Raw genomic sequence first — 25,514 nt, 5'->3', positions numbered from 1 at the left:
GCAACCATGCGCAGGTCAACCGTCGTCGCCCTCGTCGTCGGCCTGGTCGTCGGGGCGCTGGCCCTGTTCGGGGCGCCCCGCCCACCCCACCTGTCGGCGCGCACGACCGGGGACGCCGACCTCGCCGCCGCCGTCCGCACGGCCGCCGGGGACACCGAGGGGCTGCGCGGGCTCTCCGTCGCCCTCGTCGAGCCGGGCGGGGTCCGGGTCGCCGGTCTCGGCGAACGGAACGCCGACGGCGCGCCGGTCGAGGCGGACACCAGCTTCGAGATCGGCTCGGTCACCAAGGCACTGACCGGCATGCTCCTCGCCGACCAGGTGGCCGCCGGCGCCGTACGCCCCGACGACCGGCTGCGCGACGCCCTGCCGGTGAGCGGCCCGACCGGCGACGTGACCCTGGCCGAGCTGGCCAGTCACCGCGCCGGACTGCCCCGGGTGCCGGTCACCTCGGTCGGCGACGCGTTCGGGCTCTGGTGGGCGAACCTCACCGCCGCCGACCCGTACGCCGGGCAGGGCGTCGACTGGCTCACCCGGGCCGCCGGGAAGACCGAGCCCGGCGACGGCCGGGGCCGGGTCGAGTACTCCAACCTGGGCGCGGCGCTGCTCGGGCAGGCGCTCGCCGCGAAGGCCGGCACCGGCTACCCGGAGCTGCTCGACCGGGAACTGCTCACCCCGCTCGGCATGGACCGCACCTCCGTCCACCCCGACGGGGCCGCCCCGCCCGCCGGGCACGCCGACGGCGGGCGGGCCACCGGCCGGCCGACCGACCCGTGGACCGGCTCCGGCTGGGTCCCGGCCGGCGTCGGCACCTGGTCCACCTCCGGCGACCTGGGCAAACTCGTCGCCGCGCTGCTCGACGGCACCGCGCCGGGCGCGGACGCCGCCACCGCACGCTTCGAGGAGGACGGGCGCAACCGCATCGGGTACGGCTGGTTCACCACCCGGCACGGTGACCGGGACGTCGTCTGGCACAACGGCGGCACCGGCGGCTTCCGGGCGTACGTCGGCGTGGACCGGGCCGCCGGGAAGGGCGTGGTGGTGCTCGGCAACACCGACCGATCGGTGGACCCGATCGGGCTGCGGCTGCTCGGCGTACCGCAGGAGGACCTGCCCGACGACGACGGCGCCGGCCTGCCGGGGTGGGTCGGGGTGGGGCTGGCGCTGGTGTTCAGCCTCATCGGCGGGCTGTCGCTGCTGAGCACCGCGCGGCGCGGTCCGGACCGGCTGAGCGTGCTCGACGCGGCGCTCTGGGTGCCGGCGTCCCTGCTCCTGGCGTACCGGCTGGGGGAGTGGACGGTGCTGCCGGGCTGGGTCTGGGCGGTCGGCTGCGGGCTGGGCGCGGCCGGGCTGGCCCTGGCCGTCCCACGGTGGCGGACGCTGCCCCTGGTCGCCGGTGTGCCGCCCTGGCGGCGCTGGACCGGCACCGCGCTGACCGTGGTCTTCGTCCTGGTCACCCTCGTGGCCGTCGGCTGACCCGGGACCGGGCCGGGCGCTACCCGGCCCGGACCAGCCGGAAGTACTGCCGTTTCGACTCGTCCCGGACGACCAGGCCGAGGACGGCGAGTTCCCGGCGCAACTCCCGGGCGTCGTCGCGCCGGTCGTGCTTCAGCGCGTCCTGCCGGGCCCGGAGCAGCGCGTCCGCCCCGGGTGGCAGGTCGGGCAGGCCGGGCACCCAGCGCCGGAACCGCTCCCGGTGCGGGTCCTCGGCCAGCCACGGGTAGCCGTGGGCGAGGAACGCCTCCCGTAGCCGCCGGTCGCTCAGGTCGCACGACTCCCGGAACAGTTCCTCGTCGACCGGGCCGAGCAGCACGAGCTGCCGGCGGTCCCGGAACACCGCGCGGACCGTCGCCCGGCTCAACTCCTGCTCCTCGCCCTTCTGGCGCAGGGTCACCCGGTCGGGGGCGACGGTGACGACGAGCCGTTCCCACGTGCCGATCCCGGCGATCACCAGCCCGCCGAGGGTGCCCACCGCCAGCGTCCCGACGGTGACCTGCGGCTCGGGCAGCGAGGCGACCAGTTCGAGCAGGTCCTGGGCCGGGACCCAGGACCAGCCGGCGAGCCGGTCCACGAAGGTCGCCAGCAGCCAGCCGGCCCCGGCGCCGAGCGCCGGGAACCCGCCCCAGAACAGGGCCAGCTCGCCCGCGCCCCCGCTGACCACGACCGGCGAGCCCGGATTCGGGCCCGCCGGTACGGCCTGTCCCGGCACGGTCAGGACACCTCGCGGCGCATCGTCCGGACCAGTCCGACGACCAGGGGAGCGACCATCCACAGCAGCAGCGACGTGCCGAGCCGGGCCCACTGCCCACCGGTCATCTCCGGCGAGAGCAACGGCGTCATCGTCACCGCCGTGTCCAGCCACTCCGCCGGAGTCCGCAGCGCCTTGATCATCCCGCCGAGCACCGACCAGACGGTCGGCAGAACGAAGTACAGGACGATCGCCAGCGGGGTGTTCCCCAGCAGCAGGCCGAAGGCGATGCCGATCAGCACGTTCGCCACCTGGAAGACGACGGCGTGCCAGAGCAGCGCGCCCGGCACCGACCAGGTGCCGGCGCCCCCGGTGAGGTCGGCGACCAGCGTGCCGACCGCGGCGACGGCGATGCTGGCCGCGACCGACAGCAGCGCGGCGACGACCACCGCCGCCAGCTTCGCGAACACCACCCGGTGCCGCGCCGGGACCAGGGCGAACGTGGTGAGCGCGGTCCGCTGCGACCACTCCGAGGTCACCGACAGGATGCCGAGGACGGGCAACAGGATCCCGACCGGCAGCAGCGTCGACTCGAAGAAGGGTCGGAACGTCTGCTCCTCGGCGGGAACCACGAAGAGCTGCACCGTGACGATCGCGGCGGCGGCGAGGCCGATCACGATCAGCAGCCACAGCCCGGCCCGGGTGTCGGCGAGCTTGCGCAGCTCGACTCCGGTGAGCCGAAGCAGCGAGGGACGACGCTCGGCCGTCGTGGACCGTTCGTTCACGGGTGCCGGATTGGCGAGGGTATCGGCGCTCACGCGGCGACCTCCTGGTTCGAACCGGTGGCGGTCAGGGTGAGGAAGAGCTGTTCCAGGCCGCCACTGCCGGCCGGGCGCAGTTCGGTGAGGGCGACGCCCGAGTCGGCGGCGGCCTGCCCGACCGCCCCGGCCTCGGCCCGGACCAGCAACCCCCCGTCGGTGCTGCCGGTCACGGAGAGGCCGGCGGCGGCCAGGGCACCCCGCAGGGCCTGCGGGTCCCGGGCCCGGACCAGGGTCCCGGCACCGGCGAGCAGTTCGTCCTTGCCGCCCTGGGCGACGATCCGGCCGCCGCCGATCACCACCAGCCGGTCGGCCACCGCCTCCACCTCACGCAGCAGGTGCGAGGAGAGGAGCACCGTGCCGCCCCGGTCGGCGAAGTCGCGCAGCAGGCCGCGCATCCAGAAGATGCCCTCCGGGTCCAGGCCGTTGGCCGGCTCGTCGAGGATCAGGATCCGGGGGTCGCCGAGCAGCGCGTGCGCCAGGCCGAGCCGCTGCCGCATCCCCAGGGAGTACGCCCGTACCCGGCGTTTCGCCGCGGCCGGGCCCAGCCCGACCCGCTCCAGCGTCGCCGGGACCCGCTGCGGGTCGACGCCCATGGTGCGGGCCGCGACGGTCAGGGCCTCCCGCCCGGTACGACCGGCGTGCTGCGCCGAGGCGTCGAGCAGGACGCCGATCCGCCGTCCCGGGTTCGGCAGCTGCCGGTACGCCACCCCGTCGACCGTCGCGCTGCCCGACGTCGGTGGGGTGAGACCGCAGATCATCCGCATGGTGGTGGACTTCCCTGCCCCGTTCGGGCCGAGGAAGCCGGTGACCGTCCCGGGTTCGCAGCGGAACGACACGTCGTCCACGGCGGCGTGCGGGCCGTACCGTTTGGTGAGGTTCTCGACCGTGATCATGGGGATGAGCCTGCCCGCGCCACCCGGCCAGCCGCTGCGGCCGAGGGTGTACGCCTGCCCCGACCTTGGTCGACGGAGACGGTGAACTTTGGTCGGTGCCGGAGGGCGGTGACGCTCCGTAGCATGGGGCCATGTCCCGCGCGGCCCTCGTCCCCGAACACCCCTGGTTGCTGCCCGGGGCGCTGGCGTCCCCGGCGTCCCCGGCCCGGCGTGCCCGGCGGACCACCCGCGACTGGCTGGTGGACGTCCTCTGCCTGCTGCTCTCCCTGGGTTGGGTGGTGTGGGCGACCACCGACGCCCGGTCCGCCGACCCGGAGCTCTCCACCCCGCTGCCGTACGACTGGATGGTCGCGGCGGACGCGGTGGTCGGCCTGGTCACCACCGCCCTGCTCTGGGTACGCCGCCGCTGGCCGGTCGGCCTGGCGGTGGCCACGCTGCCGCTGACCCTGTTCACGATGGCCGGCGCGGTGCCGCTGATCATCATCTACTTCACGGTGCTGGTGCACTGCCGCACCGCCGTGGCCCTGGCCTACACGGCAGCCTGCCTCGGCACCAACATGGCCTTCAGCTACCTGCGCCCTGATCCTCAGCTGTCGTACTGGGAGACCACCACCTGGGGCGTGGTGATCACGTTGCTGGTGTTCGCCTGGGGCATGTTCGTCCGGGCCCGCCGGCAACTGGTGGTGTCGCTGCGCGAGCGGGCCGAGCGGGCCGAGGCCGAGCAGCAGCTCCGGGTCGCGCAGGCCCGTCAGGTGGAGCGCACCCGCATCGCCCGGGAGATGCACGACGTGCTCGCGCACCGGATCTCCCTGCTCAGCCTGCACGCCGGGGCACTGGAGTTCCGGCCGGACGCGCCGCCGGAGGAGATCGCCCGGGCCGCCGGGGTGATCCGCAGCAGCGCGCACGCCGCGCTCCAGGACCTCCGCGAGGTGATCGGGGTGCTGCGCGCCGACTCCGCCGCCGTGGCGCCGGCCGCGCCGGAGCGCCCGCAGCCCACCCTCGGCGACGTGCCGGCGCTGGTGGACGAGTCCCGGACCGCCGGAGTCCGGGTCGACCTGCGGGAACGGGTCGACCTGGTCGAACAGGTGCCGGCGGCGGTGGGCCGCAGCGCGTACCGGATCGTGCAGGAGGGGCTGACCAACGCCCGCAAGCACGCGCCGGGGGTGATGGTCAGCGTCGACCTCGCCGGCGGGCCGGACCGGGGGCTGAACGTGGAGATCCGCAACCGCTGGCCGGTGGGGGAACGTGCCCCGGAGATCCCCGGGGCCGGCACCGGACTGGTCGGCATCGCCGAGCGGGTCCACCTCGCCGGTGGTCGGCTGACCCACGGCCGGGACGAGTCCGGCGACTTCCGGCTGGCCGCGTGGCTGCCGTGGCCGGCGTGACCGGCGGGGCGGGCGGAGCCGGGGTGAGCGGCGGGGCGGCCGGGACGGACGAGCCCCGTCCGGTGCGGGTGCTCATCGTCGACGACGACCCGCTCGTCCGGGCCGGGCTGTCCATGATCCTCGGCGGGGCGTCGGACCTGCGGGTGGTCGGCGAGGCCGGCGACGGCGGCGAGGTGCCCGCCGCCGTGGAGGCGTACGCCCCGGACGTCGTGCTGATGGACATCCGGATGCCCCGGGTGGACGGGCTGGCGGCCACCGAGACCCTGCGGGCCCGGCCCGACCCGCCGGAGGTGCTCGTGCTGACCACCTTCGACGCCGACGACCAGGTGCTGCGGGCACTGCGGGCCGGGGCGGGCGGCTTCCTGCTCAAGGACACCCCGCCCGCCGAGATCGTGCAGGCGGTGCGCCGGGTCGCGGCGGGCGAGGCGACCCTCTCGCCGACCGTCACCCGCCGGCTGATCGCGCACGTCACGGCCGCCGCGCCGGCCGAGGTCCGCCCGGACCCGCGCCGGGACCGGGCGCTGCGGCTGCTCACCGGGCTCAGCGAACGGGAACGCGAGGTGGCCGTCGCGCTCGGCCGGGGACGCACCAACGCGGAGATCTCCGCCGAGCTGTTCATGAGCGTCGCGACGGTGAAGGCGTACGTCTCCCGCCTGTTGACGAAGCTGGAACTGAACAACCGGGTCCAGGTGGCGCTGCTCGTCCACGACGCCGAACTGGTCTGAACCGGCCCGGCCGTGCCCAGCGGCCCGGATCGGCGGTAACCTCACGCAGCGGGTGACGCGGGAGGTGGCATGGCACGCGGCGGGATCTTCTGCCTGGAGGGTCAATGGCACCGTGACCTGCACGAACGCGGGTCGGTGCTGCCGACGCTGGAGCTGCTGGAGCGGCTCGGGCGGATCCGGTTCATCCACAAGGACGCCGCCACGCCCGACGAGCTGAACTACTTCCTCGACCGCTGGCTGCTCAAGCAGTACGCCGACTACCGGGTCGGCTTCTTCGCCATGCACGGCGAGCCGAGTCGGCTCTGCCTTACCGACTGGCACTCGGTGGAGCTGAGCGACGTCGCGGAGCGGATGGCCGGCCGGTGCGGCGGGAAGCGGCTCTACTTCGGCAGCTGCTCGGTGCTGCGCGCCTCCACCTCCGCGTTGCGGGAGTTCCTGACGGTCACCGGGGCGGCCCTGGTCTGCGGATTCACCCGGGAGGTCGACTGGGTCGAGTCGGCCGCGTTCGAGACCGTCCTGCTCGACGTGCTGGCCAACGGCCAGCGACACAACGCCGCCGAGCTGCGGATGGGATCGGCGCACTGGGCGCCGCTCGCGTCGTACCTGGGATTCCGGGTGATCTACGCCAACGGCCGGGAGTGGCGGCCGGCGGCCCGCCCCCGGGTGCCCGCCCAACCGGCCGGCGACCGCGCCACCGTCCGCCCGCAGTGAGGCGCCGGTGGACCCGCGGTGAGGCGCTGGCGAACCGCGGCGAGTGCTGGGCGACCGCGCCGACGCGCTGGTAGAAACGAGCGATGGCACGCAGCATCGCGACGAACACCCGGATCGACCGCCCGGAACTGGTCGAGTTCCTCACTCCCCGGCACCGCGCGGTGCTGATCACCACCCGGGCCGACGGCCGCCCGCAGTCCTCCCCGGTATCCTGTGGCGTCGACGGGGCGGGCCGGCTGGTGGTCTCGACGTACCCGGAGCGGGCCAAGGTGCGCAACATCCGCCGGGATCCGCGCGTCTCCGCCTGCGTGCTCTCCGACGACTGGAACGGCCCGTGGGTGCAGCTCGACGGCACCGCCGACATGCTCGACCTGCCGGAGGCGCTGGAACCGCTGGTGGAGTACTTCCGGTGTATCTCCGGGGAGCACCCGGACTGGGACGAGTACCGGCAGGCGATGGTCCGGCAGGGCAAGTCGCTGATCCGGGTCACCATCGACAGCTGGGGGCCGGTCGCGACCGGCGGGTTCCCGGCCCGGCTGGCGGACTGACCCCACCGGCGGGCCGGCCGTGGCCGGGCCACGGTGCGGACCGGGGTTGGCGGTACGGAGACTGTAGAGCTGCCCGCACAGACGGGGCAGTACGCGGAGGCGGCCTGATAGCACAGGCGGGGCAGCTCCAAAGCGTCCGCTACCGCACTACCAGCCGCCGAGCTCCGGGCCGCGAGTCACCGGGCTGCCGGGCCGCCAACCGGCAATGGCCGGCCCCCGGGCGCCGGCAAGTGGCGCGGATCCGTCAGTAGGCGACGGTGAAGCGGGTGTTCAGGTGGCGCGGGTTCTCGATCTCGTCGACCACGGCCACCGCCAGGTCCTCGTACGACAGCACGGACCGGCCCTGCGCGTCGGTGACCGGGTGGTCGCCGCCGGTGCGGTACCGGCCGGTGCGCTCGCCCGGGTGGAACTCCAGCGGCGGGGGTGAGACGTACGTCCAGGGCACGCCGTCGGCCGAGGAGCGGTAGCAGTCCAGCGCGTCCGCCTGCCCCAGCGCCGGGTCGCGGTAGTGCTCGGGGAAGTCCGGCGCGTCGAGGAACCGGGTGCCGTCCGGGGCGAGCAGGGTCGCCCCGCCGCCCAGGTGGATGATCCGGGGCGGGTCGGGCAGCTCGGCCAGGGTGGTCGTCAGCGTGCGCGCCGCGTCCGCCCAGAGCGTCCGCTCGCCGCCGCCGACCGCGACCACCAGCACGTCCGCCTCCGGCGCGAGTTCCCGCACGCTGCGCGCGGAGGTGACGTCACCGGTGACCACCCGGACCCCCGCCGGCAGGTACGAGGTGGCCTCCGGCCGTCGTACCGCGGCGGTGACCCGGTGTCCCCGGCGGAACGCCTCGGCGGTGACCCGGGAACCCGCGGTGCCCCCGGCGCCGAACACGACGATGCTGCTCATGACCGCCTCCCGGCCCGACGGACTGGTCCGCCTCCAGGCTAGGAGCGTTCCGCCGACCGGGCGGCGGAACGGCGATCCCGGTCCCCCGGCCGACCCGACCGCCGTGGTGCCCGCACCCTCGTGGGGCGGCTCAGTCGACCAGGGCGGAGTAGACGAGCTGGCGCAACTGCGACCGCAGCGGATAGGTGCTCGACGGCATGAGCTGCGTGAACAACAGCGCGGTGACCTCCTCGACCGGGTCCACCCAGAAGGCGGTGCTGGCGACCCCACCCCAGTAGTACTCGCCGACGCTGCTCGGCACCCGGCCCGGGACCGGGTCCTGCACCACCGCGAAACCGAGGCCGAAGCCGACCCCGTCGAAGATCGACTCGGCGAAGCCGCCGGTGGAGAGGGCCGCCAGGTCCCGTCCGCCGGGCAGGTGGTTGCGGGTCATGAAGCGCACCGTGCGCGGACCGAGCACCCGGGCCCCGTCCAGTTCGCCCCCGCGCAGCAGCATCTGCGTGAAGCGGTGGTAGTCGTACGCGCTGGAGATCAGGCCGCTGCCCCCGGCGAGCAGGCCGGGCTTGCGCCGGGCGACCGCCCCGAACTGGTCGTGTCGCAGGATCCGGCCGGTGCGCGGGTCGGGCACGTAGAGCGCGCCCAGCCGCTCGGCGTCGTCCCCGTCGACCCACCAGTGGGTGTCGGTCATGCCGAGCGGGCGCAGGATCCGGTCGGCGACGAAGTCGTCGAGGCGCTGCCCGGAAACCACCTCGACCAGCCGGCCGAGCACGTCGGTGGCGACCGAGTAGCCCCACGCGCTGCCCGGCTGGAAGAGCAGCGGCAGCCGGGCCAGGGCCTCCGACGCGCCGGCCAGGTCGACCCCGTCCGGCCAGTGCAGGTCGTAGCCGGCCGCCCGGTACAGGCCGTCGACCACCGAGGTCTGCATGAAGCCGTACGTCAGGCCGGCGGTGTGGGTGAGCAGGTGCCAGACCCGGATCGGCTCCACCGCCGGCACCGTGTACGGCTTGAGCGCCGAACCCTTGGCGTAGACCCGGACGTCGGCGAACTCGGGCAGCCACCGGCTGATCTCGTCGGTCAGCTCGAACCGACCCTCCTCCCAGAGGATCATCGCGGCGACCGAGGTGACCGGCTTGGTCATCGAGTAGATCCGCCAGAGCGTGTCCGGGGTCACCGGAGCGCCGGCCTCCGCGTCGCGCATGCCGTACGTCGAGGAGTGCGCGACGTGCCCGCGTCGGGTCACCACGATCTGCCAGCCGGCGAGCTGGCCGGCGTCGACGTACCGGCCGAAGTGCTCGTCGATCCGGGCCAGCCGGGCCGGATCGAAGCCGATCTCGTCCGGGTCGATGTTCCGTGCCACGTCCACGACACCTGAACCTACTAGTTGGTAAGGACGGTCCGGAAGGGGTGGGGCTACTCTCGGGACCGTGCCGGAGTTGACCGAGGACGCGACCTACCGCCACGAGGACTGGTACGGCGAGGAGATCGTCGACCGGCACTTCGTGCGCTGCTCGTTCCAGGAGATCGACCTGACCGAGGCGACCACCCGGGGCGCGGTCTTTACCGAGTGCTCCTTCGGCGGCGTGCGGTTCAACGCCTCCCGCCACGTCGACTCGGCGTTCACCCGCTGCGTCTTCACCCGCTGCGTCCTGTTCGAGGCCGAGTTCACCGGCTGCAAGCTGGTCGGCAGCACGTTCGCCGAGTGCGAGCTGCGCCCGCTGCGGGTCGAGGGCGGGGACTGGTCCTTCGTCGCCCTGCCCCGGGCCGACCTGCGCGGCGTGCGCCTCACCGGCGTACGGATGCGGGAGGTAGACCTGACCGGGGCCGATCTGACCGGCGGGGTCCTGATGAACGCGGACCTCTCCGGCGGGCACTTCGCCGGCACCCGCCTCACCCGCTGTGACCTGCGCGGCAGCGACCTGAGCGCGCTCGACCCGACGGCCGTCCAGCGGGCCGGCGCGATCATCAACCCGGACCAGGCGCTGGTGCTGGCCCGGACGATGGGCTTCGAGATCCGCTGACCGGCGTGCGTTACCGCGGTCGTGGGAACGCGCCGGAAAACCTGTCACCGGATGTCAGGTGCGGCTGCCACCCTCGGGGCATGGCATGGTGGTCGGATCTGGTCGACGAGGAACCGGACTTCGCCGAGCGGGTGCGCGCCCGCTTCGCGGTCCGTAAGCACGGGACGATGGCGACGCTGCGACGGGACGGCTCGCCCCGGATCAGCGGTACGGAGTTCCAGTTCGAGGACGGGGACCTGCGCGTGGGCAGCATGCCCGGCGCGCTCAAGGCCCTCGACCTGCGTCGTGACCCCCGGGTCGCGCTGCACTGCCCGACCGAGGACACGCCCGAGGACGACCCGGGCTCCTGGGACGGCGACGCGAAGATCGCCGGGATCGCGCACGAACTGCCGCCGCCGGAGGACGGCTCGCACCGGTTCCGGATCGAACTGACCGAGGTGGTCCTGACCCGGGTGGGCGAGCCGGCAGACCACCTGGTGATCGAGAGCTGGCACCCCGGGCAGGGCCTGCGCCGTCGCACCCGCCGCTAGCGCGCGGTTCACCGGGACAGTTTGTCCGTCGCGATGCGTCGATCGGGTCGTAACTTTCCGTTGTGGAGATTCGACGATCCCGGGAGGCTTCGCTGATGGGCACGAGTACCCGTACCGTCCGGCCGGCCGCTCCGCGCGTCGGTGGCGTCCCGGACGGGGAGGTGCTCCGGGAGATCCCGCTACCCCCGTACGTCACCGGCGAGGACGCCCAGTTCGCGGTCCGGGCGGTCGTGGTGCACGCGCCGCGCCGGTGGTCCGGCGGGACGGTGTGCCGCAACGACGCCAGCCCGCACCCGTGCCGCCTGCACCGGTGGGGACGGCGGGTGCTGGCGCTGCGCGGGCTACGTCCGGCCGACATCGACGCCATCGTCGAGCAGGGCGACCCCGCCGCCACCCCACCCCCGGTCGCCTGACGCACGGTCGGGGGTGGGGTGGGGTGGGGTGGTAGCAGGGGTCCCCTGTTACCGCTTTTTGCCGAACAGGGGACCCCTGCAGGCACCTCAGCCGCAGCACCTCAGCCGCAGGCACCTCGGCATGCAGGCGCCTTAGCTCGGCTGCATGTGCCTCAGCAGGTGATCGGCTTGAGCCAGGAGCACTCGATGCCCTCGGGGGTTCGGGGGATCTCCGGTGCCGCCGGGGGCGCGGTCCGCGCCGCGGTGCCGCCCTCGGCGGTGTACGACGCCAGCGCGATCGCGATCTGGTCCTCCAGGTTCTTCACGGACGAGGCCAGGTAGTTGTTGAGCACGACGGAGAAGACGAGCTGCCGCCCGTCGGCGTCGGTGACGTAACCGGAGAGCCCGGAGACCCCGGTCAGGCTGCCGGTCTTGGCGCGTACGTTGTTCGCCGCCGGGGTGCCCGCCATCCGGCTGCGCAGGGTGCCACCGACGAACCGCTCCGCGTTGCCGGCCACCGGCAGGGCGGCGTACCAGGCGTCGAACCAGGGCTCGGCCCGCACGGCGACCAGCAGGTCGACGAACTCGTCGGGCGGGACCAGGTTGCGCCGGGAGAGCCCCGAGCCGTCGCGTTGCCGCAGGGCGCCGGTGTCCATGCCGGCGTCGGCGACGTACCTGCTGATCGCGGCGATCCCGGCCGACCAGGTGCCGGAGCCGCTGAGCACCCGCCCGATCTCCTTGGTCAGCACCTCGGCGTGACCGTTGTTGGAGAGCTTCATGAACGGCACCAGCAGTTCGGCCAGCGGCATCGAGTCGTGCCGGGCCACGCCGGTCGCGCCGGTCGGGGTCGCCCGTCCGGGCACGGTCTTCCCGAGCACCCGTACGCCGTGCTTGCGCAGCGCCGTGCGGAACACGTCGGCGGCGTACCCGGTGGGTTCCCAGACCGTCACCCAGTCGCTGCTCGGCGTGGCGGCGAGGGCGATCTGCCCGGTCACCACGACGGTGTTGGTGCCGTGTTCACGGTCGAAGGAGATGCTGGTCGTCCCGGTGGCCACGGTGGTGGCCCGGTTGTCGATCCGCAGGTACCCGGTCGACGGGGTGAGGCTGATCTTCGGACGCTGCCCGGCGTCCGCCCCGGGCGCCGCGCTGACGATCACCGTGCCCGCGTCGTAGTCGGTGTCCGGGGCGACGGTCAGCGCGGAGATCTGGGCCGCGTAGTAGTAGGGCTCGTCGTCCCAGGTCCAGTCCGGGCCGAGCCGGGTCGCGTCGTACCGGGTGTCGTCGGCGACCAGGTCGCCGGTGACCATCCGGATGCCGGCTGCCGCGACCCGGGCGGCGAGCGCGTCGTAGTCGGCGGCGAGCATGGTGGGGTCGCCTCCGCCGCGTAGGTGGAGGTCGCCGGTGAGGACGCTGCCGCGCTTGGTGCCGCTGCGCAGGACGTCGGTGGTGAACCGGTGTCCGGGGCCGAGCAGCTCCATGGCGGCGGCCGAGGTGAGCAGCTTGGTGTTGGAGGCCGGAATCAGCCGGCGGTCCCCGTTGCGCTGGTAGATGGTGTCACCCGTGGTCGCGTCGGCGACCACCACACCCGCCTGCGCTCCGTCGAGGCGGGCGTCGGCGAGGATCGCGTCGAGGGTGGCGCTGAGTCGGGTCTCGGCGGGGGAGGGGGATTCGGCGGTGGCGGTGGTGGGCGCGGCGCTGGTGGTCGCGGTGGCGACCGCGGTGGCGAGCGCGACCAGGGCGAGCGCCCGGGGATAGCGACGACGTTGCATGTGCCGATGTTGTCATGGAGATTCTTTTCAGCACAGCATTCGAGTTCGAAAAATTCGTGCCATCGCTGGGGTCGATTCCGTCGGGCCGGACCGCGCACTCGGGCCCAGGTGGGTACGGTGGGGACGTTGATGCCCAGAATGACCGGATGGCCGGACTTCGCTTGACGGATCCCGCCCCAGCGGGCACCGTTGGCCGGAGAGGGCTGTACGAGTTGCCCCGTTTGCAGCAGGTGGCGGACCGTTCTCCGGTCCGCCCGTGTGCCGGAGGGCCCTGTCCGTGAGGGCCGTGTCCGGGCGTCCCACCGGGTGGTGTGCCCGGAGCCCCGCAGCCGGCGGTGGCCCAGGGGGCCGGTCGCCGGCGTCGGCGACCACCCGATCACCAGTGAGGAGATCCGCCATGCTCACCATGACCGACAACGCCGTACTCGTGATCCGTGACCTCGCCGCGCAGCAGGACGTCTCCGACGCCGGTGGGCTGCGCATCACCGCCGACCTGGACGCCGGCTCGCTCGAAGTCGAGCTGGTCGGGCAGCCGGGCCGGGACGACCAGGTGGTGGACACCGACGGCGCCCGGATCTTCCTCGACTCCGAGGCCGCCGAACTGCTCAACGACACCTCGGTCGACGCCACCGTCGACGAGGAGGGCGTGGTGCAGTTCGGCTTCACCGAGAAGCCGGCCCACTGAAACGGCCCGCCCCACCCCGCCAGCCGCTGACGACCGGTCCGCTCCGGCCGCCGGCCGGCACCGGGCGACCGACCGCCGGCCGGCGTCATCCGGACCGTCCGGACTCGTCACCCCGCGACGGCCAGGCCCGCCCGCCGTGGCGGGGCCCCCGATGCCGGGGGCCGTCGGGGCGCTCTCGTCCCCGGTACGGGACGGGTCGGGGCGGGGACGTTCCGGACGGCTGCCGGAGCGCGGCCAGCACGTGGGCCAGATGGTGCGAGGTGCCCCAGGCCGCCCAACTGGTCGGCGAACCGGCCCCGGCCGCACCCCGCGCACGGCGCAGGATCTCGTGGTCGCCCCAGGAGAAGGTGGCCCCGGCCGCCGGCCAGTGCGGGGCGGTGACCACCGCGCGGCACAGCTCGGCGACCCGGTCGTCCCCCCGCCCGCCCCGGCGGGACCAGCGGTAGATCCACCAGGTGTCGTCGGCGGTGTACCGCATGGCGGGCGGTCGCTCGGGTGGTCCCGGGGCGGCGGTGCGGATCCCGTAGTCGCCGTAGCCGACACCGAGTCCGGTGAGGTTCCGCCAGAGCCGCCAGTCCCAGCGCACCAACCGGACCGGCTCCCCGTCGGGGAGGGCGGGCAGCGCGGGCGGCATCGCGCCGGCCACCACCGTCACCGACCGCCAGGCGTGCCGGCAGGCCCAGTCGACCAACCGGCGCACCCGGGGCTCGGCCGCGCGCAGGTCCGCCGCGCAGCAGACCTCACCCACGTCGAGCAGCAGGTCGCACTGTTCCGGCATCAGCCCGGTACGCCGCCAGATGCGTTCCGCCGCGCCGGTGGCCGCGTCGGGGCCGTACGGGTCGGTGCGCAGCCGCAGTCGGAGGACCGCCCAGCCGAGGTGGGACCGGGCCATCGCGCCCTGGACGACCAGGTGGTCGGCCGGCTCCGCGAAACCGATGACCGGCACCAGCGGTACGCCCTGGCGCAGCAGCCCGAGCAGCGGCCCGGTGTCGGGGAAGCCGGCCAGGTCGACGGCGGCGGTCAGCCCGGCCGGCAGCCGGCCGAGCAGGTCGACGGGATCGCCGACGGCGAGGGTGAGGATCGGGACGACGAGCGCGGCGGTTTCGCTGTCGAGATGGCCCAGCGCCTCCAGTTCGCTCCGCCCGGCGGTCAGGACCGGGCGGTAGACCGGCTCCGCCGTCCGTCCCGGGTGGGCGGACGCCATACTCCAATGTATCGAGAGATGACCATGCGTCACAGCGCCGTTCGGTTGATCCGTCGGTCAGTCGGCTGATCGGTCGTTCCGTCGGCGCCATCGTCTACCGTCCCCTTCGGACGGTGCCGCCGGGCTTCCCGCCCCGCGCCTACCGGGTCAGGCAGGGCAGGTCGAGCCACTCCTCGTCCCGGATCCGTTCCCGGACGGTGTCGAGTTCGCGGAGCAGGGCCACCAGGTCCCGGGAATCGTCGAGGTGGTGCAGGACGGCCCGGTGGAACGCCGCGGTCATCGCCGCCGGCATCAGGTCCGACGCGTCCCGGCAGAGGGTGTCCCGGGTCAGGGTCTCGGCGATCCGGCGCGACACCGGGTCCGGGTAGCTCGCCGGATCGGTGCCCCGGTTCAGCGTGAAGGACAGCCCGCCACTGGCCTCCCGCCAGACCTGCCGGGCCCGTTCCCCGGCCAGGAAGCGGATCAGCTCGCGGGCCTCCGGCGTGTCCTCGAACATGCCCACCACGTCCTCGGCGATCTCGGTGGTCGTGGCGGTGTCCCCGCGCGCCGCGAAGGGCGGGAACGGGAAGAAGTCGAACCGGCCCGGGGCCTCCCGCCGGTAGTCGCGGACGATGTAGGAGCCGCTGTGGTCCAGGTGGCACTCCGGCCGCTCGGCGAACATCCCCAGCCCGGCGACGTTGAATCCGGTCAGCAGCGCGTTCGGGGTGCTCCGGCCCGCCCGGGTCACCTCTCCCCACGCCTGCCAGACCTCGCGCATCTGCGGCGAGTCCCACGGCAGGTCGCCGGCCGTCCACGCCTGGTACGTCTGGGCACCCCACCGGTGCAGGAAGAGGTCCTCGATCCAGTCGGTGCCCGGCCAGCCGGACAGCGGCGGCGCGCCCATCCCCAGGCACCAGGGCGTACGCCGGCCGGCGCTGAACCGCACCAGCTCCTCCCAGGTGGCCGGGGGACGTCGGGTCAGGGCGGGCTGCCGGTCGGTCGCGTACCAGACGAGGCTCTTGGGGACCACGTTGACGGAGAGCCCGTAGACCCGCCCCCCGAGGGTGACCAACTGCGGCTCCAGATCCGCCGGCCGGTCCGCGCCGAGCACGTCGTCCAAGGGGTGCAGCTTGCGGCTGTGCACGTACGTCTGAAGGTCGTTGAGGCGGGGCAGCACCGCCACGTCGGGCGGGGAGCCCCGGTCGACCCCGGAGCGGAGCACCTGACTGACGTCGCGGGTGCCCCGGTAGTCCACCGTGATGCCGGTGCGCCGCTCGAACTCGTCCAGCACCGCGACGAACGCGGCCGCCTCGGTGTCCCGGGACTCCGTCCCGTCGTCCCCCGGGGCCTCGGACCAGGACGCGATGACGGTGACCCGTCCGGTCGGGGTGGGGTCAGCGCAGGCGGCGACCCCGCCCGCGAGCAGGGCCGGGATCAGCAGCAGTCCGATGTGGCGTCTCATCGTTCGTCGTACCGGTATTCGTCCAGGCGAGGCTGGAAGCCGAGCAGTACGGCCACCGCCGCGCAGAGCGCCGCGACGGGGAGGACGAACTCACCGCCGTGGCTGGTGGCCGCCCGGGTGGCCCGGTCGGTGGCGACGTCGCCGTTCGTCCGCGCGTCGCCCGCCGGACCGGCGGGTGCCCCGGACGTGGGCGTGCCGCCGGGCCCGGCCGGGGCCCGGCCGCCCTCGGCGTCGACCAGGTCGATGGTGCGCGGGCAGCCGTCCCGCCCCCCGCAGGCCGCCTCCAACCGGTCGGTGAGGCGGTCGGTGTCCTCGACCGCCAGCCGCGTCAACTGCTCCCTCCGGTCCCCCTCGACCGCGCGGACCGACTCCCGGGTCGCGGCGAGCTGCCCCGCCGACCAGAGGGTCGAGGAGGTGGCGACGCCCATCAGCAGCACGAAGAGGGTGGCCAGCAGCAGGGGAGCGTTCACCCGGCGGCGGAACCGCCGGCGCAGGAACCGCTGTGCCCGCACCAGCAGCCCGACGAGGACGAGCACCGGCACCAGCCAGAGCGCCGCCGCGACCGGGCTGGCCCACAGCCGGCCGACCTGCTCGTCCAACGCCGCCGCCTGGGCCTGGCGGAGCCGGTCCAGCCGGAGCAGGAGCTCCTCCAGGAGACTGGCGGCGTCCCAGAGCGCGGCGGTGCCGAGGGCGCTGTCCTGGTCCTGCCGGAAGTGCACGTCGGCCCGGGCGATCAGACCGGTGTAGGTGACCAGCAGCGCCTCGACCACCTGGATGTCCCCGCTGCCCGTCTCGCCGGCCGCGTTCCGTTCGGCGACCTCGGCGAGATGCTGTCCGGCGGCGGCGATCCGGTTCTGGTACTCCTCGCCGGGTCCACCGAGGAGTCGGGTGCCGTCGGAGAAACCGGCCAGGGCCGCGCCGTGCGCCGCCCGGAGGGCGACCTGGGTGTCGTAGACGGCCAGGACCGACGGCACGGACTGGGTGGCGACCGCGTCGGCGGCCCGGTGCACGCCGAGGAAGACCGAGAGGCAGCCGGCCAGCGCGACCGCCGTCGCGACGAGCAGGGTCCGCCGGTGCCGGCGCAGGCTCCGCCGGGTGGTGCTGGTCAGGGTGCCGCTCACGTCGACACCGCCCCCGGGGCGTCGAGTTCCGTCCCGCACCGTTCGCAGTACCGGGCGCCCGGGGACGACTCCCGGCCACACCGGCAGGACCGGACGTCGCCGTCGGTCACCGTCGGCGTCGGTGGCGGCTCCGCCACGTCCACCAGCAGCCCCAGTTCCTCCAGCCGGCGGGTGTCCCCGGCCACGGCGGCCAGCCGGACCGCCCGTCCCAGGAGACCGTCGACGGCCGAGGGATCGTCACTGTCGTAGCGCTCGACGTCGTCGGAGGTCGGCCCGCCCGGTTCCGCCACACCACTGTGGTACGCGACCCGGGGGTCGACCCGGCTGGAGAGGGTCAGGTCGTCCGTCCAGTGCACCAGGACGGCCACCGGTGGTGTCCGGGCGACGCCGTCCACCACCAGGTCGACCCGGGCGACCAACAGGTCCTCGTCCCGGGGCCGGTCCGTGCCGTCCACCGCCAGGCAGAGGTGGTACTCGCGACGCTCCTCGCCCCACGGGCCGGTCGGATGGTCCACGGTCCGGTCGTCGACCGGTACGCCGACCAGGTCCCGCACGGTCGGGTGGACCTGCCGGCAGAACAGCACCCGGTTCGGGGCGACGGTCCGGATCCGGATCCGTACCGGTGACGGATCGACCGCGTCGGCGGTCGTCCCGGTCGGCGGGCGGGGCGTCGACTCCGCGCCGTCGACGACCCCGGCGGGGCGCGGTCGGTCGGGTCCGTCCGCCGGTCGCCCGGCCCCGGCGCGTACCGCGACGGTGAGGATCGCGTGCAGCTCGCGGTCGGCGGGGGAGAGGTGGCGGTCGTGGTCGAGGTGCACGTCGAAGCCGAGGGGGGTGGTCGGCACCGGATCACTCCTCACACGTCACAGCAGGGTCAGGGGACGGACCGTGTTCGCCCGGTCGAGGAGCACGCCGTGGTCGTTGCGGTTGCGGGCCTGTTGCCGGGCGAGGCCGCGGAAGGACCGGGCGAGCCGGCGTCGCAGGGCGTTCTCCGCGGGCGGGTCACCGAACGTACCGTCGCCGTCCAGTCCGTCCGGGCCGGTGGCCAGGACCCGTTCCAGTGCCGCCTCGAGGACGGTCGTGGTCAGTCGGTCCCGCGCCTCGCCGTGCGGGCTGCCACCGTCGAGCCGTAGCTCGGTGAGACGTCGGACCGCCTCGTTCAGCGCCGTCGCGTCGGGCGGTCCGTCGCCGAGCCGGGTGGTGAGCGCCCGGACGGCGGCGATCCGGGCGGTGTCGTGGTGCCGGGAGAACCGGGGGACGCCGTCGAGGGCGGCCACCGCCCCGGCCCGGTCCCGCCCGGCCAGCCGGAGCCGGGCCAGGCCGAACGCGGCGCTCGCCGTGAGCCGGTCCCGTCGCCACACCGCCTCGTAGTAGCGGGTCGCCCGGACGGTGTCACCGACGTGCTCGGCACAGTAGGCGAGGGCCAGCTTCGGCGCGACCTCGCCGGGGAGTTCCCCGTACACCGCGTCGAAGAGGTCACCGGCCCGGGGAACGTCGCCCTGGGTGAGGGCGAGCAGCGCATGGTGCCAGGTCACCCGCCAGTCGGTCGTCACGTCGTCGAGCAGCTTCTCGGCGGCGGTGAGCGCGTCCCAGGCGCGGGGCGGGTCGCCCAGCTCCAGCCGGGCCCGGCACCGGGCGAGTTCGATCTCGACGGAGGGGGCGTCGAAGGAGGCGAGACCGTCCAGCAGGTTCTCCGGGTCGAGCGCCCCGACGGTGGTGAGGAACTCGGCGGCGGGGTCGCCGGGCAGCGGACGGGGCACCGGCAGGCCGGTGGCCACGGAGGCCGGAGCGGGACGACCGTGCGCGTGTACCGCGCCGCCGGACGGCGTGGTCCAGCGTTCCAGCGGCGGCACCGTGCCGAGCCCCGCGTCGAGCAGCGCGGGGGTCGGCGCGAAGACGGTGGACGAGGCGGGCTGCTCGTGTACCGACCGGGGCGGCAGCAGCTCGTGCAGCACCCCCTTGATCTGCTCCGACATGTCGGTGGCGGAGGCGAAGCGGTGCTCCGGCCGGCCGTGCCGCGCCCGCCGGACCAGCCGGAGGAACGACTCCACCCCGACGTCGACGTCGCCGGGCGGGACCTCCGGCCCGGGGACGAGCCCACGGCTCAGCTCGGCGAGCAGCACCCCGACCGCGTAGAGGTCGGAGCGGACCGTGGTGCCGTACGTCTCCAGTTCCCGGTCGCTCACCCGGTACAGCGGGGTCCCCACCATCGGGCTGGACCGGTCGTCGGCCCGGCGTACCCCGCCGAGGTCGATCAGCTTGATCCGGTCGGCGATACGGATCACGTTCCCGGGGTGCAGGTCGGTGTAGAGCAGCCCCCGGCGGTGCAGGTAGTCCAACGCGGTCAGGATCTCGTGGGCGTACGCGAGGATGTGTTCCAGCGGTAGCGAGACGTCCGGTCGGGCCGGATCGCGGGCGGCCAGGCAGAGTTCCGCCAGGGACATCCCGTTGAGGTACTCCATCACGAGGTAGCTGGTCTGCCCCCCGAAGAGCCGGTCCGGGACGGTGACGAAGTTGAAGATCCGGACGATGGCGGGGTGGTCGAGCGTGGTCAGGTAGCGCCGCTCGGAGACCTCCACCCTCAGGGCGTGCCGGTTGGTCTTGTCGATCAACCGTTTGAGGGCCACCGGGTTGTCGTCCAGGTGGGTGTCCTTGGCGAGGTACACCTGGCCGAGGCCGCCCCGGGCCAGGTAGCCGACGACCTCGTACTGGTCGGCGACCCGGTCGCCGTGCCGCAGGTCGGGGACGAAGGCGAAGGGGGTCTGGCACCGGCCGCAGTAGCCGTGGTCCAGGCGGTCCTCCCCGCCGCGCCCGACCGGGCCCCCACAGTGGGCGCAGAACCGCTGGTGCTCGGGGACCGCCGGATCACGCCGGACCCGCTGGTCGGTCGGGAACACCAGCACGGGAAGGGAGACCAGGTCGGCGACCCTCCAGGTGGGACCGGCCGGCGGTGGTGTCTGCGCCGACCCGGGCCGCGGCGGCCGGTCGGCGCGCCGGGGAGCCAGCCCGCACCGGTCGCAGAAGCCGGTCTCGTCGACCGTGCCGGTGCAGTCGGGGGTGCGGGTGCAGCGCATCAGGCGGGCCCCCCGTCGGACTCCTCGTCGCCACCGGTCGTCGAGGGCACGGCGCACCTCGTCGTCGCCGTACCCGTGGACCGTCCGGTCGCCTCGGCCGGTCCGCGCGGGGCGAACCGGAGCAGGTCGTGTGCCCGACGGTACCGGTCGCCCGGCGCGGCGTCCTCCGCCGACCGGTCGTCCGGTGCGTCGTCCGCCGACCGGTCGCCTGGCGCGGCGTCGTCCGTCGACCGGGTGGGGGCGGCGTCGGTCAGGATCCGGGGCCGAGCCGTCCGGAACAGCGCTGGTCCGGCGCGACGACCGGGCGGCGGGGCATCATCCAGTCCAGGGCGGTCTCCTCGACCGGCCACCCGTGCACGGTGACCACGCTGAACGGAATCCGGGCGGCCTCGGAGCAGAGGGTCTGCGAACGGACCCGGCCGTTGGGCAGGAACCGGACGACACCGCCCCGGTCCAGCACGACCGTCGACGTGTCGGTCACCGTGATCATGTGCCCGAGCACGACACCGGTCGCCCGGCCGGTCTCCGTCGGCGCGACCTCGACCGCGGCCGTGGGCAGGACGGGCACCCGCAGGAACACCGCCCCCATCACCAGCGGAAGCGCGGCGGCGACGGTGTAGGCCAGGCCGTGGGTCAGGGCCGGCGCGGCCCGTCGGGGGAGCGGGCCGGTGAGCACGGCGGCGGCGGCCGGTGGTACGGCCAGCAGCGCGACGGTGCTCCACTCGTCCGCCCGGACCGCCGACCAGACGGCCGGGCCCAGCACGGTGTACGCGACCACGGCCGCCGCCACCGGCAATGCCAGGCCGACCAGCATGATCCGCAGGGGCTGGTCGGGGTGGAGGTACCGGGTGCGCAGGGCGAGCAGCCAGAGGGCGAGCATCAGCAGGGCCGGGAGGAACCGCAGCTGCCAGGTGAGCGCGGCCAGCGCCACCGCGGCGGTGAGCACCCAGCCCGGGGTACGGGCGGTGCCGGAGGCGAGCAGCGACCGCTCCGGATCGAACCGGTCCGGCGCGCTCAGCCGCAGCAGCCGGCCGAGCACCCCGACCACCAGCACGGCCAGCGGCACCGCCCACACCAGCGCGATGAGCAGGGCGCTGAGCAGCCCGAGTGGACTGACGTACTGCACCAGCAGGAGCATCGTCGACATGTCCTGCCGGCTGAGCTGCCACAGCCGCAGCACCAGCAGCAGGACGGGGAACGCCGGAAGGAGCGTCAGCAGCCACTGCTGCGCCTGCCGCGCCCCGGCCGTCCGGCGCGGGCGGCCGAGCGTACCGGCGCCGCCGGCGGTCCGGGGTGACCCGGCAGCGGTAGCGCGAACCTCTCCCACGGCCACTGCCGTACCTCCACCTTCCTCGGCTCGGGCTGCTGCTCCTCCGCCACCGACTGCGGCCGGTTGAACGGCTGCTGCCAGCGGAGGTTGTCGTCGTACGCCTCCTCCCAGACCTTGTTCCCGTCGTCCTTCGCGGAGGCGTGCAGCGCGAGGTCGACCAGGTCACGCAGGGCGGTGTTGGGGCCGGTGTTGACGCCCCAACGCTCCTGCGGGGACGAGCCGATGTCCCAGTGCCGCAGGGGCTTGACGTTCTTCAGGGTGGTGGGGAAGGCGTCCGGGTCCCGACTGGAGGTCACGAAGCCGGCCAGGATCGCCGCGTCGGTGGTGACCGCGTCGGTGCGTCCGTCGTGCAGTTCCTGGACGCACTCGCTGATCTTGTTCCGTCCGTACGCCTCGGCGCCCACGTCACGCAGGCGGGCCTGCGAGGTGGAGGTGGTGAGCGTGCACACCCGCTTCCCGCGCAGGTCCTCCAGGCTGCTCACCGGGCCGGGCTCGTCCGCCCGGGTGACCACCGACTGCTCGGTGTGCAGGTACGGGGCGGAGAAGGTCGCTCCCTCGCGGGTCCGCTCGTCGGTGATGCTGTACGAGGCGATCACCATGTCGACGGTGACGAACCGGTCGTTGTAGGGGGCCTGCCGACGGGCCCGGTCCTCGCTCTCGATCGGCAGCAGCACCACCTTGCTGCGGTCGAAGTCCAGGTAGCTGGCGATCATGTAGGCGATGTCGATGTCGAAGCCCTGCCAGCCGCCCCCGGGCAGCTGCGACGCGATGCCGGGCTGGTCGTCCTTGACCCCGATGAGCAACTCCCGCTTGCCCTTCATGCCGGCCCGCTCCATCAGCTCGTCGCGGGTCGGCGGGCCGAGGTTGAGCACGACGGGGACCAGCGCCACCGCCAGCACGGTCAGCACGACCGTCAGCGCCACGAGCCGGAGTTGCCGGGACCGTGGGCTGCTCGACGGGGCGGCTGTCGTCGCCGCGCTCGGCTCAGGATCCTGATTCAAGCTCGTCCCTCCCGCTGCCGCACCGGTGACCGGCCCTCCATTGTGGGGTCTACCGGTGGGGTGCGGGGAAGCCCGCGCCGTGGTCGAACAGGCAAGTATCCGACGTTCGACCCAACGGGCGACCGGGGATCGGCGGTCTCGCGGTGTGGGCGGGGCGGTCCGGTGTGGTATCGCCCGTGGGGCAGCGGGCCGTCCCGGAACGCGCCGGGGCGGACGAACGGCCGTGGCCGCGGACGGCCCCGGACCGGCGGGCACCGGTGCCGCCACACGAGCGCGCGGCGCCGTTTCGATCCTGGTGGATCGTCACGTCGCCGCGCTCTGGCCGTCTCCCACCGTCGCAGCCTGCGGCGGTACGCCAGCGGGGACCTGGCTCGACCGGCCTCTCCGTGCGCGCCGGTCAGTCTGCATCATGCCCATCGCGGGCAGCCGCAAACCCGGCCGCTGTGGAAAAGTCCACCATTCGGTGGTCACGGCGTGACCGGGGCCGGTACCGGGTATGAGCCCGACATGGAGCACTACACGATCGCGACCGTCGCCGAACGGAGCCCGGACTTCCGCCGGGTGCTGTGGACCGGACAGCAGACCCAGTTGGTGATCATGACGATCCCGCCGGGCGGGGAGATCGGCGAAGAGGTCCACGAGGGCATCGACCAGATCCTGACCTTCGTCAGCGGCACCGGCGAGGCCCGGGTCGCGGGCGAGACGAAGACGGTGAACCAGGGCGACCTGGTGGTCGTACCGGCCGGCACGAAGCACAACTTCGTCAACACCGGCCCCAACCCGCTGGTGCTGTACACCGTCTACGGCCCGCCCGAGCACGCCGACCAGGTCGTGCACCGGACCAAGGAGGAGGCCGACGAGATGGAGGCCGCCGGCCGGGACGAGCCGCCGACCACGTGACCCGGACCGGGCCGGCGGGCTGCCGCCGGCCCCGGGTCTGAACGCGGCGGTTCGGGGTACGCCGGGCGGGTGGACCGGCCGGCGATCTCCGACTACGGGTTCCTCTCCGACTGCCGTTCCGGCGCGCTGGTCGGCCGGGACGGCTCGGTCGACTGGTGGTGCCCCGAACGGTTCGACTCGCCCGCCGTGTTCGGGCGGCTCCTCGACGACGCGGCGGGGCGGTGGCGGATCGCCCCGGCCGGCCCCGGTCGGGTGGACCGCACGTACCTGCCCGACACGCTGGTGCTACGGACCGTCCACCACACGTCCGAGGGGAGCGTCGCGGTCACCGACGCGCTCGCCGCCGAGCCCGGCGCGCGGGCGCACGAGGTGGGGATGAACTCCCCGGCGGTGCTGCTCCGGGTGGTCGAAGGGCTCAGCGGCCGGGTGCCGATGGAGCTGGAACTCACCCCCCGACCCGAGTACGGGCTGCTCACGCCGTACCTGCGCCGGCTGCCGGACGGCGCGGTACGGGCCGAGGCCGGCCCGGTCGCCCTGGTGCTGCGCGGCGGCGTGCCGCTGCGCGCGGAGCAGGACCGGGTCCGGGCGGAGTTCACCGTCGCCGCCGGCGACCGGATCGGCTTCGACCTGGCGTACGCCCCGGTGTACGGCGGGACACCCGCGCGCCTCGACCCGGTCGACGCGCTCGCCGACACGGTCCTCGCCTGGCAGGCCTTCCGGGAGACGCACCGCTACCAGGGCCGGCACACCGCACTGGTACGGCACAGCGCTACGGTGCTCCAGGGGCTGACGTACACCCGTAGCGGCGCGGTCGCTGCCGCCCTCACCACCTCCCTGCCGGAGCGGCTCGGGGACCGCCGCAACTACGACTACCGCTACTCCTGGCTGCGCGACTTCGCGATGACCCTGCACGCGCTCTGGGTGGCGGCCTGCCCGGACGAGGCGTCCCGCCTCTTCGCCTGGGCGGCCCGTTCGATCGGCCAACTCCGCGACGCCCCGGTGCCGGTGCTCTTCGGCCTGGAGGGGGAACGGGGTCTCGCCGAACACGACGTCACGCACCTGCGCGGGTACGCCGACAGCCGACCGGTGCGGCTGGGCAACGACGCCTGGCGGCAACGCCAGCTGGACGTGCCCGGTGAGATGGTCTCGGCGGTGTGGCGGCTGCACGAGCACCTCGGTGAGCAGCTCGACGACGAGCTGCGGGAGATGGTGGTCGGGTTGACCGAGCAGGTGGCCGCGACCTGGCGGCTGCCGGACCAGGGGATGTGGGAGACCCGGGCGGAGGAACGCCACCACCTCTCCTCCAAGGCGCTCTGCTGGGTGGCGATGCGACTCGCGGTGGAGCTGGCCCCCCGGCTCGGCGACCGGGCCGATCCGGTGCGCTGGCGGGCGGTGCGCGACGAGATCCGCGCGACGGTCCTGGCGGAGGGCTGGAACGAGCGGGTCGGCGCGTACACCGGCGCGTTCGGCTCCGTCGAACTGGACGCCTCCGCGCTCTACCTGCCGGTGGTGGGGTTCCTGCCCGCCACCGACCCCCGGATGCGGGCCACCATCGCGGCGGTCGAGCGGGAACTGGCCACTCCGGACGGGCTGGTCCGGCGCTGGTCGACCGACCCGGGCGCTTTCCTGCTCTGCTCGTTCTGGCTGGTGCAGTGCCTCGTCAAGGCCGGTGAGCGGGACCGGGCCGAGGCGATCTTCGTCCGGGTGGCCGGGCACGCCAACGACCTCGGGCTCCTCGCCGAACAGGTCGATCCGGTCACCGGTGGGATGCTCGGCAACTTCCCGCAGGCGCTGTCCCACATCGGACTGGTCAACGCGGCCTGGGAGCTGACCGCCCCGGGCGGTTGACCGCGTCGGGCTGGGGTGGTTGCAGGGGACCCCTGCTCGGCAAAAAG

At 74.2% G+C, this 25,514-nt stretch carries 24 protein-coding genes; 11 read left to right on the top strand and 13 right to left on the bottom strand.

Translation table 11 applies throughout. The features are described from left to right. Nucleotides 1-6: 6 nt before the first annotated feature. On the top strand, nt 7-1,473 hold the full coding sequence (locus QSK20_RS07565) for a serine hydrolase domain-containing protein (protein WP_285787851.1): 1,467 nt from the start codon (nt 7-9) through the stop codon (nt 1,471-1,473). Nucleotides 1,474-1,492: 19 nt separating this feature from the next. On the opposite strand, the gene QSK20_RS07560 is transcribed toward QSK20_RS07565, so the two are convergent. The 3 genes from QSK20_RS07560 to QSK20_RS07550 are packed head-to-tail and all read right to left on the bottom strand — an operon-like array spanning nt 1,493 to nt 3,899. After that, complete coding sequence (locus QSK20_RS07560) at nt 1,493-2,206, bottom strand: YqeB family protein (RefSeq protein ID WP_285787850.1); 714 nt, start codon at nt 2,204-2,206, stop codon at nt 1,493-1,495. Between the two features lie 2 nt (nt 2,207-2,208). Next, complete coding sequence (locus QSK20_RS07555; protein ID WP_285788062.1) at nt 2,209-2,970, bottom strand: ABC transporter permease; 762 nt, start codon at nt 2,968-2,970, stop codon at nt 2,209-2,211. A gap of 29 nt (nt 2,971-2,999) precedes the next feature. Further along, a complete protein-coding gene (locus QSK20_RS07550) occupies nt 3,000-3,899 on the bottom strand; it encodes an ABC transporter ATP-binding protein (protein ID WP_285787849.1) in 900 nt (299 codons plus the stop codon). Nucleotides 3,900-4,030: 131 nt separating this feature from the next. Here QSK20_RS07550 and QSK20_RS07545 point away from each other — a divergent pair, with 131 nt between their 5' ends. From QSK20_RS07545 to QSK20_RS07530, 4 genes are all read left to right on the top strand, one after another. Next, on the top strand, nt 4,031-5,284 hold the full coding sequence (locus QSK20_RS07545) for a sensor histidine kinase (protein WP_285787848.1): 1,254 nt from the start codon (nt 4,031-4,033) through the stop codon (nt 5,282-5,284). After that, nucleotides 5,263-6,009 carry a response regulator gene (locus QSK20_RS07540; RefSeq protein ID WP_285787847.1) on the top strand — a complete coding sequence of 249 codons (747 nt, stop codon included), beginning with the start codon at nt 5,263-5,265 and terminating at the stop codon, nt 6,007-6,009. The genes QSK20_RS07545 and QSK20_RS07540 overlap by 22 nt, the downstream gene beginning before the upstream one ends. Nucleotides 6,010-6,078: 69 nt before the next feature. Then, a complete protein-coding gene (locus QSK20_RS07535) occupies nt 6,079-6,720 on the top strand; it encodes a DUF6642 family protein (RefSeq protein ID WP_285787846.1) in 642 nt (213 codons plus the stop codon). A gap of 83 nt (nt 6,721-6,803) precedes the next feature. After that, nucleotides 6,804-7,268, top strand: a complete 465-nt coding sequence (locus QSK20_RS07530) for a PPOX class F420-dependent oxidoreductase (protein WP_285787845.1) — start codon at nt 6,804-6,806, stop codon at nt 7,266-7,268. Between the two features lie 244 nt (nt 7,269-7,512). On the opposite strand, the gene QSK20_RS07525 is transcribed toward QSK20_RS07530, so the two are convergent. Both QSK20_RS07525 and QSK20_RS07520 read right to left on the bottom strand, forming a co-directional pair. Continuing rightward, the gene (locus QSK20_RS07525) at nt 7,513-8,154 is read right to left on the bottom strand and encodes an NAD(P)-dependent oxidoreductase (protein ID WP_285787844.1); all 642 of its coding nucleotides are present in this window, start codon (nt 8,152-8,154) and stop codon (nt 7,513-7,515) included. A gap of 130 nt (nt 8,155-8,284) precedes the next feature. Further along, nucleotides 8,285-9,517: a serine hydrolase domain-containing protein gene (locus QSK20_RS07520; RefSeq protein WP_285787843.1), complete on the bottom strand. Its 1,233-nt coding sequence runs from the start codon at nt 9,515-9,517 to the stop codon at nt 8,285-8,287. A gap of 61 nt (nt 9,518-9,578) precedes the next feature. On the opposite strand from QSK20_RS07520, the gene QSK20_RS07515 reads away from it, so the two are divergent. From QSK20_RS07515 to QSK20_RS07505, 3 genes are all read left to right on the top strand, one after another. Continuing rightward, the gene (locus tag QSK20_RS07515; protein ID WP_285787842.1) at nt 9,579-10,172 is read left to right on the top strand and encodes a pentapeptide repeat-containing protein; all 594 of its coding nucleotides are present in this window, start codon (nt 9,579-9,581) and stop codon (nt 10,170-10,172) included. Between the two features lie 80 nt (nt 10,173-10,252). Continuing rightward, nucleotides 10,253-10,702, top strand: a complete 450-nt coding sequence (locus tag QSK20_RS07510) for a pyridoxamine 5'-phosphate oxidase family protein (protein ID WP_285787841.1) — start codon at nt 10,253-10,255, stop codon at nt 10,700-10,702. Between the two features lie 95 nt (nt 10,703-10,797). Then, on the top strand, nt 10,798-11,115 hold the full coding sequence (locus QSK20_RS07505) for a hypothetical protein (protein WP_285787840.1): 318 nt from the start codon (nt 10,798-10,800) through the stop codon (nt 11,113-11,115). Between the two features lie 152 nt (nt 11,116-11,267). Here the strand turns inward: QSK20_RS07505 and dacB are convergent, their stop codons facing one another. Next, a complete protein-coding gene (gene dacB / locus QSK20_RS07500) occupies nt 11,268-12,863 on the bottom strand; it encodes a D-alanyl-D-alanine carboxypeptidase/D-alanyl-D-alanine endopeptidase (protein ID WP_285787839.1) in 1,596 nt (531 codons plus the stop codon). A 397-nt stretch (nt 12,864-13,260) separates the two neighbouring features. Here dacB and QSK20_RS07495 point away from each other — a divergent pair, with 397 nt between their 5' ends. Continuing rightward, nucleotides 13,261-13,548 carry an adhesin gene (locus tag QSK20_RS07495; RefSeq protein ID WP_285787838.1) on the top strand — a complete coding sequence of 96 codons (288 nt, stop codon included), beginning with the start codon at nt 13,261-13,263 and terminating at the stop codon, nt 13,546-13,548. 85 nt (nt 13,549-13,633) lie between these two features. On the opposite strand, the gene QSK20_RS07490 is transcribed toward QSK20_RS07495, so the two are convergent. From QSK20_RS07490 to QSK20_RS07460, 7 genes are all read right to left on the bottom strand, one after another. Continuing rightward, the gene (locus tag QSK20_RS07490; protein ID WP_285787837.1) at nt 13,634-14,752 is read right to left on the bottom strand and encodes a beta family protein; all 1,119 of its coding nucleotides are present in this window, start codon (nt 14,750-14,752) and stop codon (nt 13,634-13,636) included. 139 nt (nt 14,753-14,891) lie between these two features. Continuing rightward, complete coding sequence (locus QSK20_RS07485; RefSeq protein WP_285787836.1) at nt 14,892-16,193, bottom strand: ABC transporter substrate-binding protein; 1,302 nt, start codon at nt 16,191-16,193, stop codon at nt 14,892-14,894. Then, nucleotides 16,190-17,314: a GlnX family signal transduction membrane protein gene (locus QSK20_RS07480; protein WP_285787835.1), complete on the bottom strand. Its 1,125-nt coding sequence runs from the start codon at nt 17,312-17,314 to the stop codon at nt 16,190-16,192. Before QSK20_RS07480 ends, QSK20_RS07485 begins: the two co-directional genes overlap by 4 nt. After that, nucleotides 17,311-18,159, bottom strand: a complete 849-nt coding sequence (locus QSK20_RS07475; RefSeq protein WP_285787834.1) for a zinc ribbon domain-containing protein — start codon at nt 18,157-18,159, stop codon at nt 17,311-17,313. The genes QSK20_RS07480 and QSK20_RS07475 overlap by 4 nt, the downstream gene beginning before the upstream one ends. Before the next feature lie 18 nt (nt 18,160-18,177). Next, on the bottom strand, nt 18,178-20,388 hold the full coding sequence (locus QSK20_RS07470) for a serine/threonine-protein kinase (protein ID WP_285787833.1): 2,211 nt from the start codon (nt 20,386-20,388) through the stop codon (nt 18,178-18,180). 250 nt (nt 20,389-20,638) lie between these two features. Then, nucleotides 20,639-21,568, bottom strand: a complete 930-nt coding sequence (locus QSK20_RS07465; protein WP_285787832.1) for a hypothetical protein — start codon at nt 21,566-21,568, stop codon at nt 20,639-20,641. 32 nt (nt 21,569-21,600) lie between these two features. After that, nucleotides 21,601-22,719 carry a transporter substrate-binding domain-containing protein gene (locus QSK20_RS07460; protein WP_285787831.1) on the bottom strand — a complete coding sequence of 373 codons (1,119 nt, stop codon included), beginning with the start codon at nt 22,717-22,719 and terminating at the stop codon, nt 21,601-21,603. A gap of 507 nt (nt 22,720-23,226) precedes the next feature. Here QSK20_RS07460 and QSK20_RS07455 point away from each other — a divergent pair. Together QSK20_RS07455 and QSK20_RS07450 are read left to right on the top strand one after the other, a co-directional pair. Further along, nucleotides 23,227-23,619 carry a cupin domain-containing protein gene (locus QSK20_RS07455; protein ID WP_285787830.1) on the top strand — a complete coding sequence of 131 codons (393 nt, stop codon included), beginning with the start codon at nt 23,227-23,229 and terminating at the stop codon, nt 23,617-23,619. A gap of 69 nt (nt 23,620-23,688) precedes the next feature. Beyond that, nucleotides 23,689-25,467: a glycoside hydrolase family 15 protein gene (locus QSK20_RS07450; RefSeq protein ID WP_285787829.1), complete on the top strand. Its 1,779-nt coding sequence runs from the start codon at nt 23,689-23,691 to the stop codon at nt 25,465-25,467. Nucleotides 25,468-25,514: the final 47 nt, after the last annotated feature.

This window comes from Micromonospora sp. NBRC 101691 (assembly GCF_030269285.1).
Lineage (GTDB): Bacteria > Actinomycetota > Actinomycetes > Mycobacteriales > Micromonosporaceae > Micromonospora > Micromonospora echinospora.
The sequence above is the reverse complement of the archived record's forward strand: the minus strand, read 5'-3'. Positions and strand labels throughout refer to the sequence as shown.

Coding starts and splice junctions, on each gene's coding strand:
- QSK20_RS07565 (WP_285787851.1), top strand. CDS start 7: ATGCGCAGGTCAACCGTCGTCGCCCTCGTCGTCGGCCTGGTCGTCGGG.
- QSK20_RS07550 (WP_285787849.1), bottom strand. CDS start 3,899: ATGATCACGGTCGAGAACCTCACCAAACGGTACGGCCCGCACGCCGCC.
- QSK20_RS07545 (WP_285787848.1), top strand. CDS start 4,031: ATGTCCCGCGCGGCCCTCGTCCCCGAACACCCCTGGTTGCTGCCCGGG.
- QSK20_RS07535 (WP_285787846.1), top strand. CDS start 6,079: ATGGCACGCGGCGGGATCTTCTGCCTGGAGGGTCAATGGCACCGTGAC.
- QSK20_RS07530 (WP_285787845.1), top strand. CDS start 6,804: ATGGCACGCAGCATCGCGACGAACACCCGGATCGACCGCCCGGAACTG.
- QSK20_RS07525 (WP_285787844.1), bottom strand. CDS start 8,154: ATGAGCAGCATCGTCGTGTTCGGCGCCGGGGGCACCGCGGGTTCCCGG.
- QSK20_RS07510 (WP_285787841.1), top strand. CDS start 10,253: ATGGCATGGTGGTCGGATCTGGTCGACGAGGAACCGGACTTCGCCGAG.
- QSK20_RS07505 (WP_285787840.1), top strand. CDS start 10,798: ATGGGCACGAGTACCCGTACCGTCCGGCCGGCCGCTCCGCGCGTCGGT.
- dacB (WP_285787839.1), bottom strand. CDS start 12,863: ATGCAACGTCGTCGCTATCCCCGGGCGCTCGCCCTGGTCGCGCTCGCC.
- QSK20_RS07495 (WP_285787838.1), top strand. CDS start 13,261: ATGCTCACCATGACCGACAACGCCGTACTCGTGATCCGTGACCTCGCC.
- QSK20_RS07490 (WP_285787837.1), bottom strand. CDS start 14,752: ATGGCGTCCGCCCACCCGGGACGGACGGCGGAGCCGGTCTACCGCCCG.
- QSK20_RS07485 (WP_285787836.1), bottom strand. CDS start 16,193: ATGAGACGCCACATCGGACTGCTGCTGATCCCGGCCCTGCTCGCGGGC.
- QSK20_RS07470 (WP_285787833.1), bottom strand. CDS start 20,388: ATGCGCTGCACCCGCACCCCCGACTGCACCGGCACGGTCGACGAGACC.
- QSK20_RS07455 (WP_285787830.1), top strand. CDS start 23,227: ATGGAGCACTACACGATCGCGACCGTCGCCGAACGGAGCCCGGACTTC.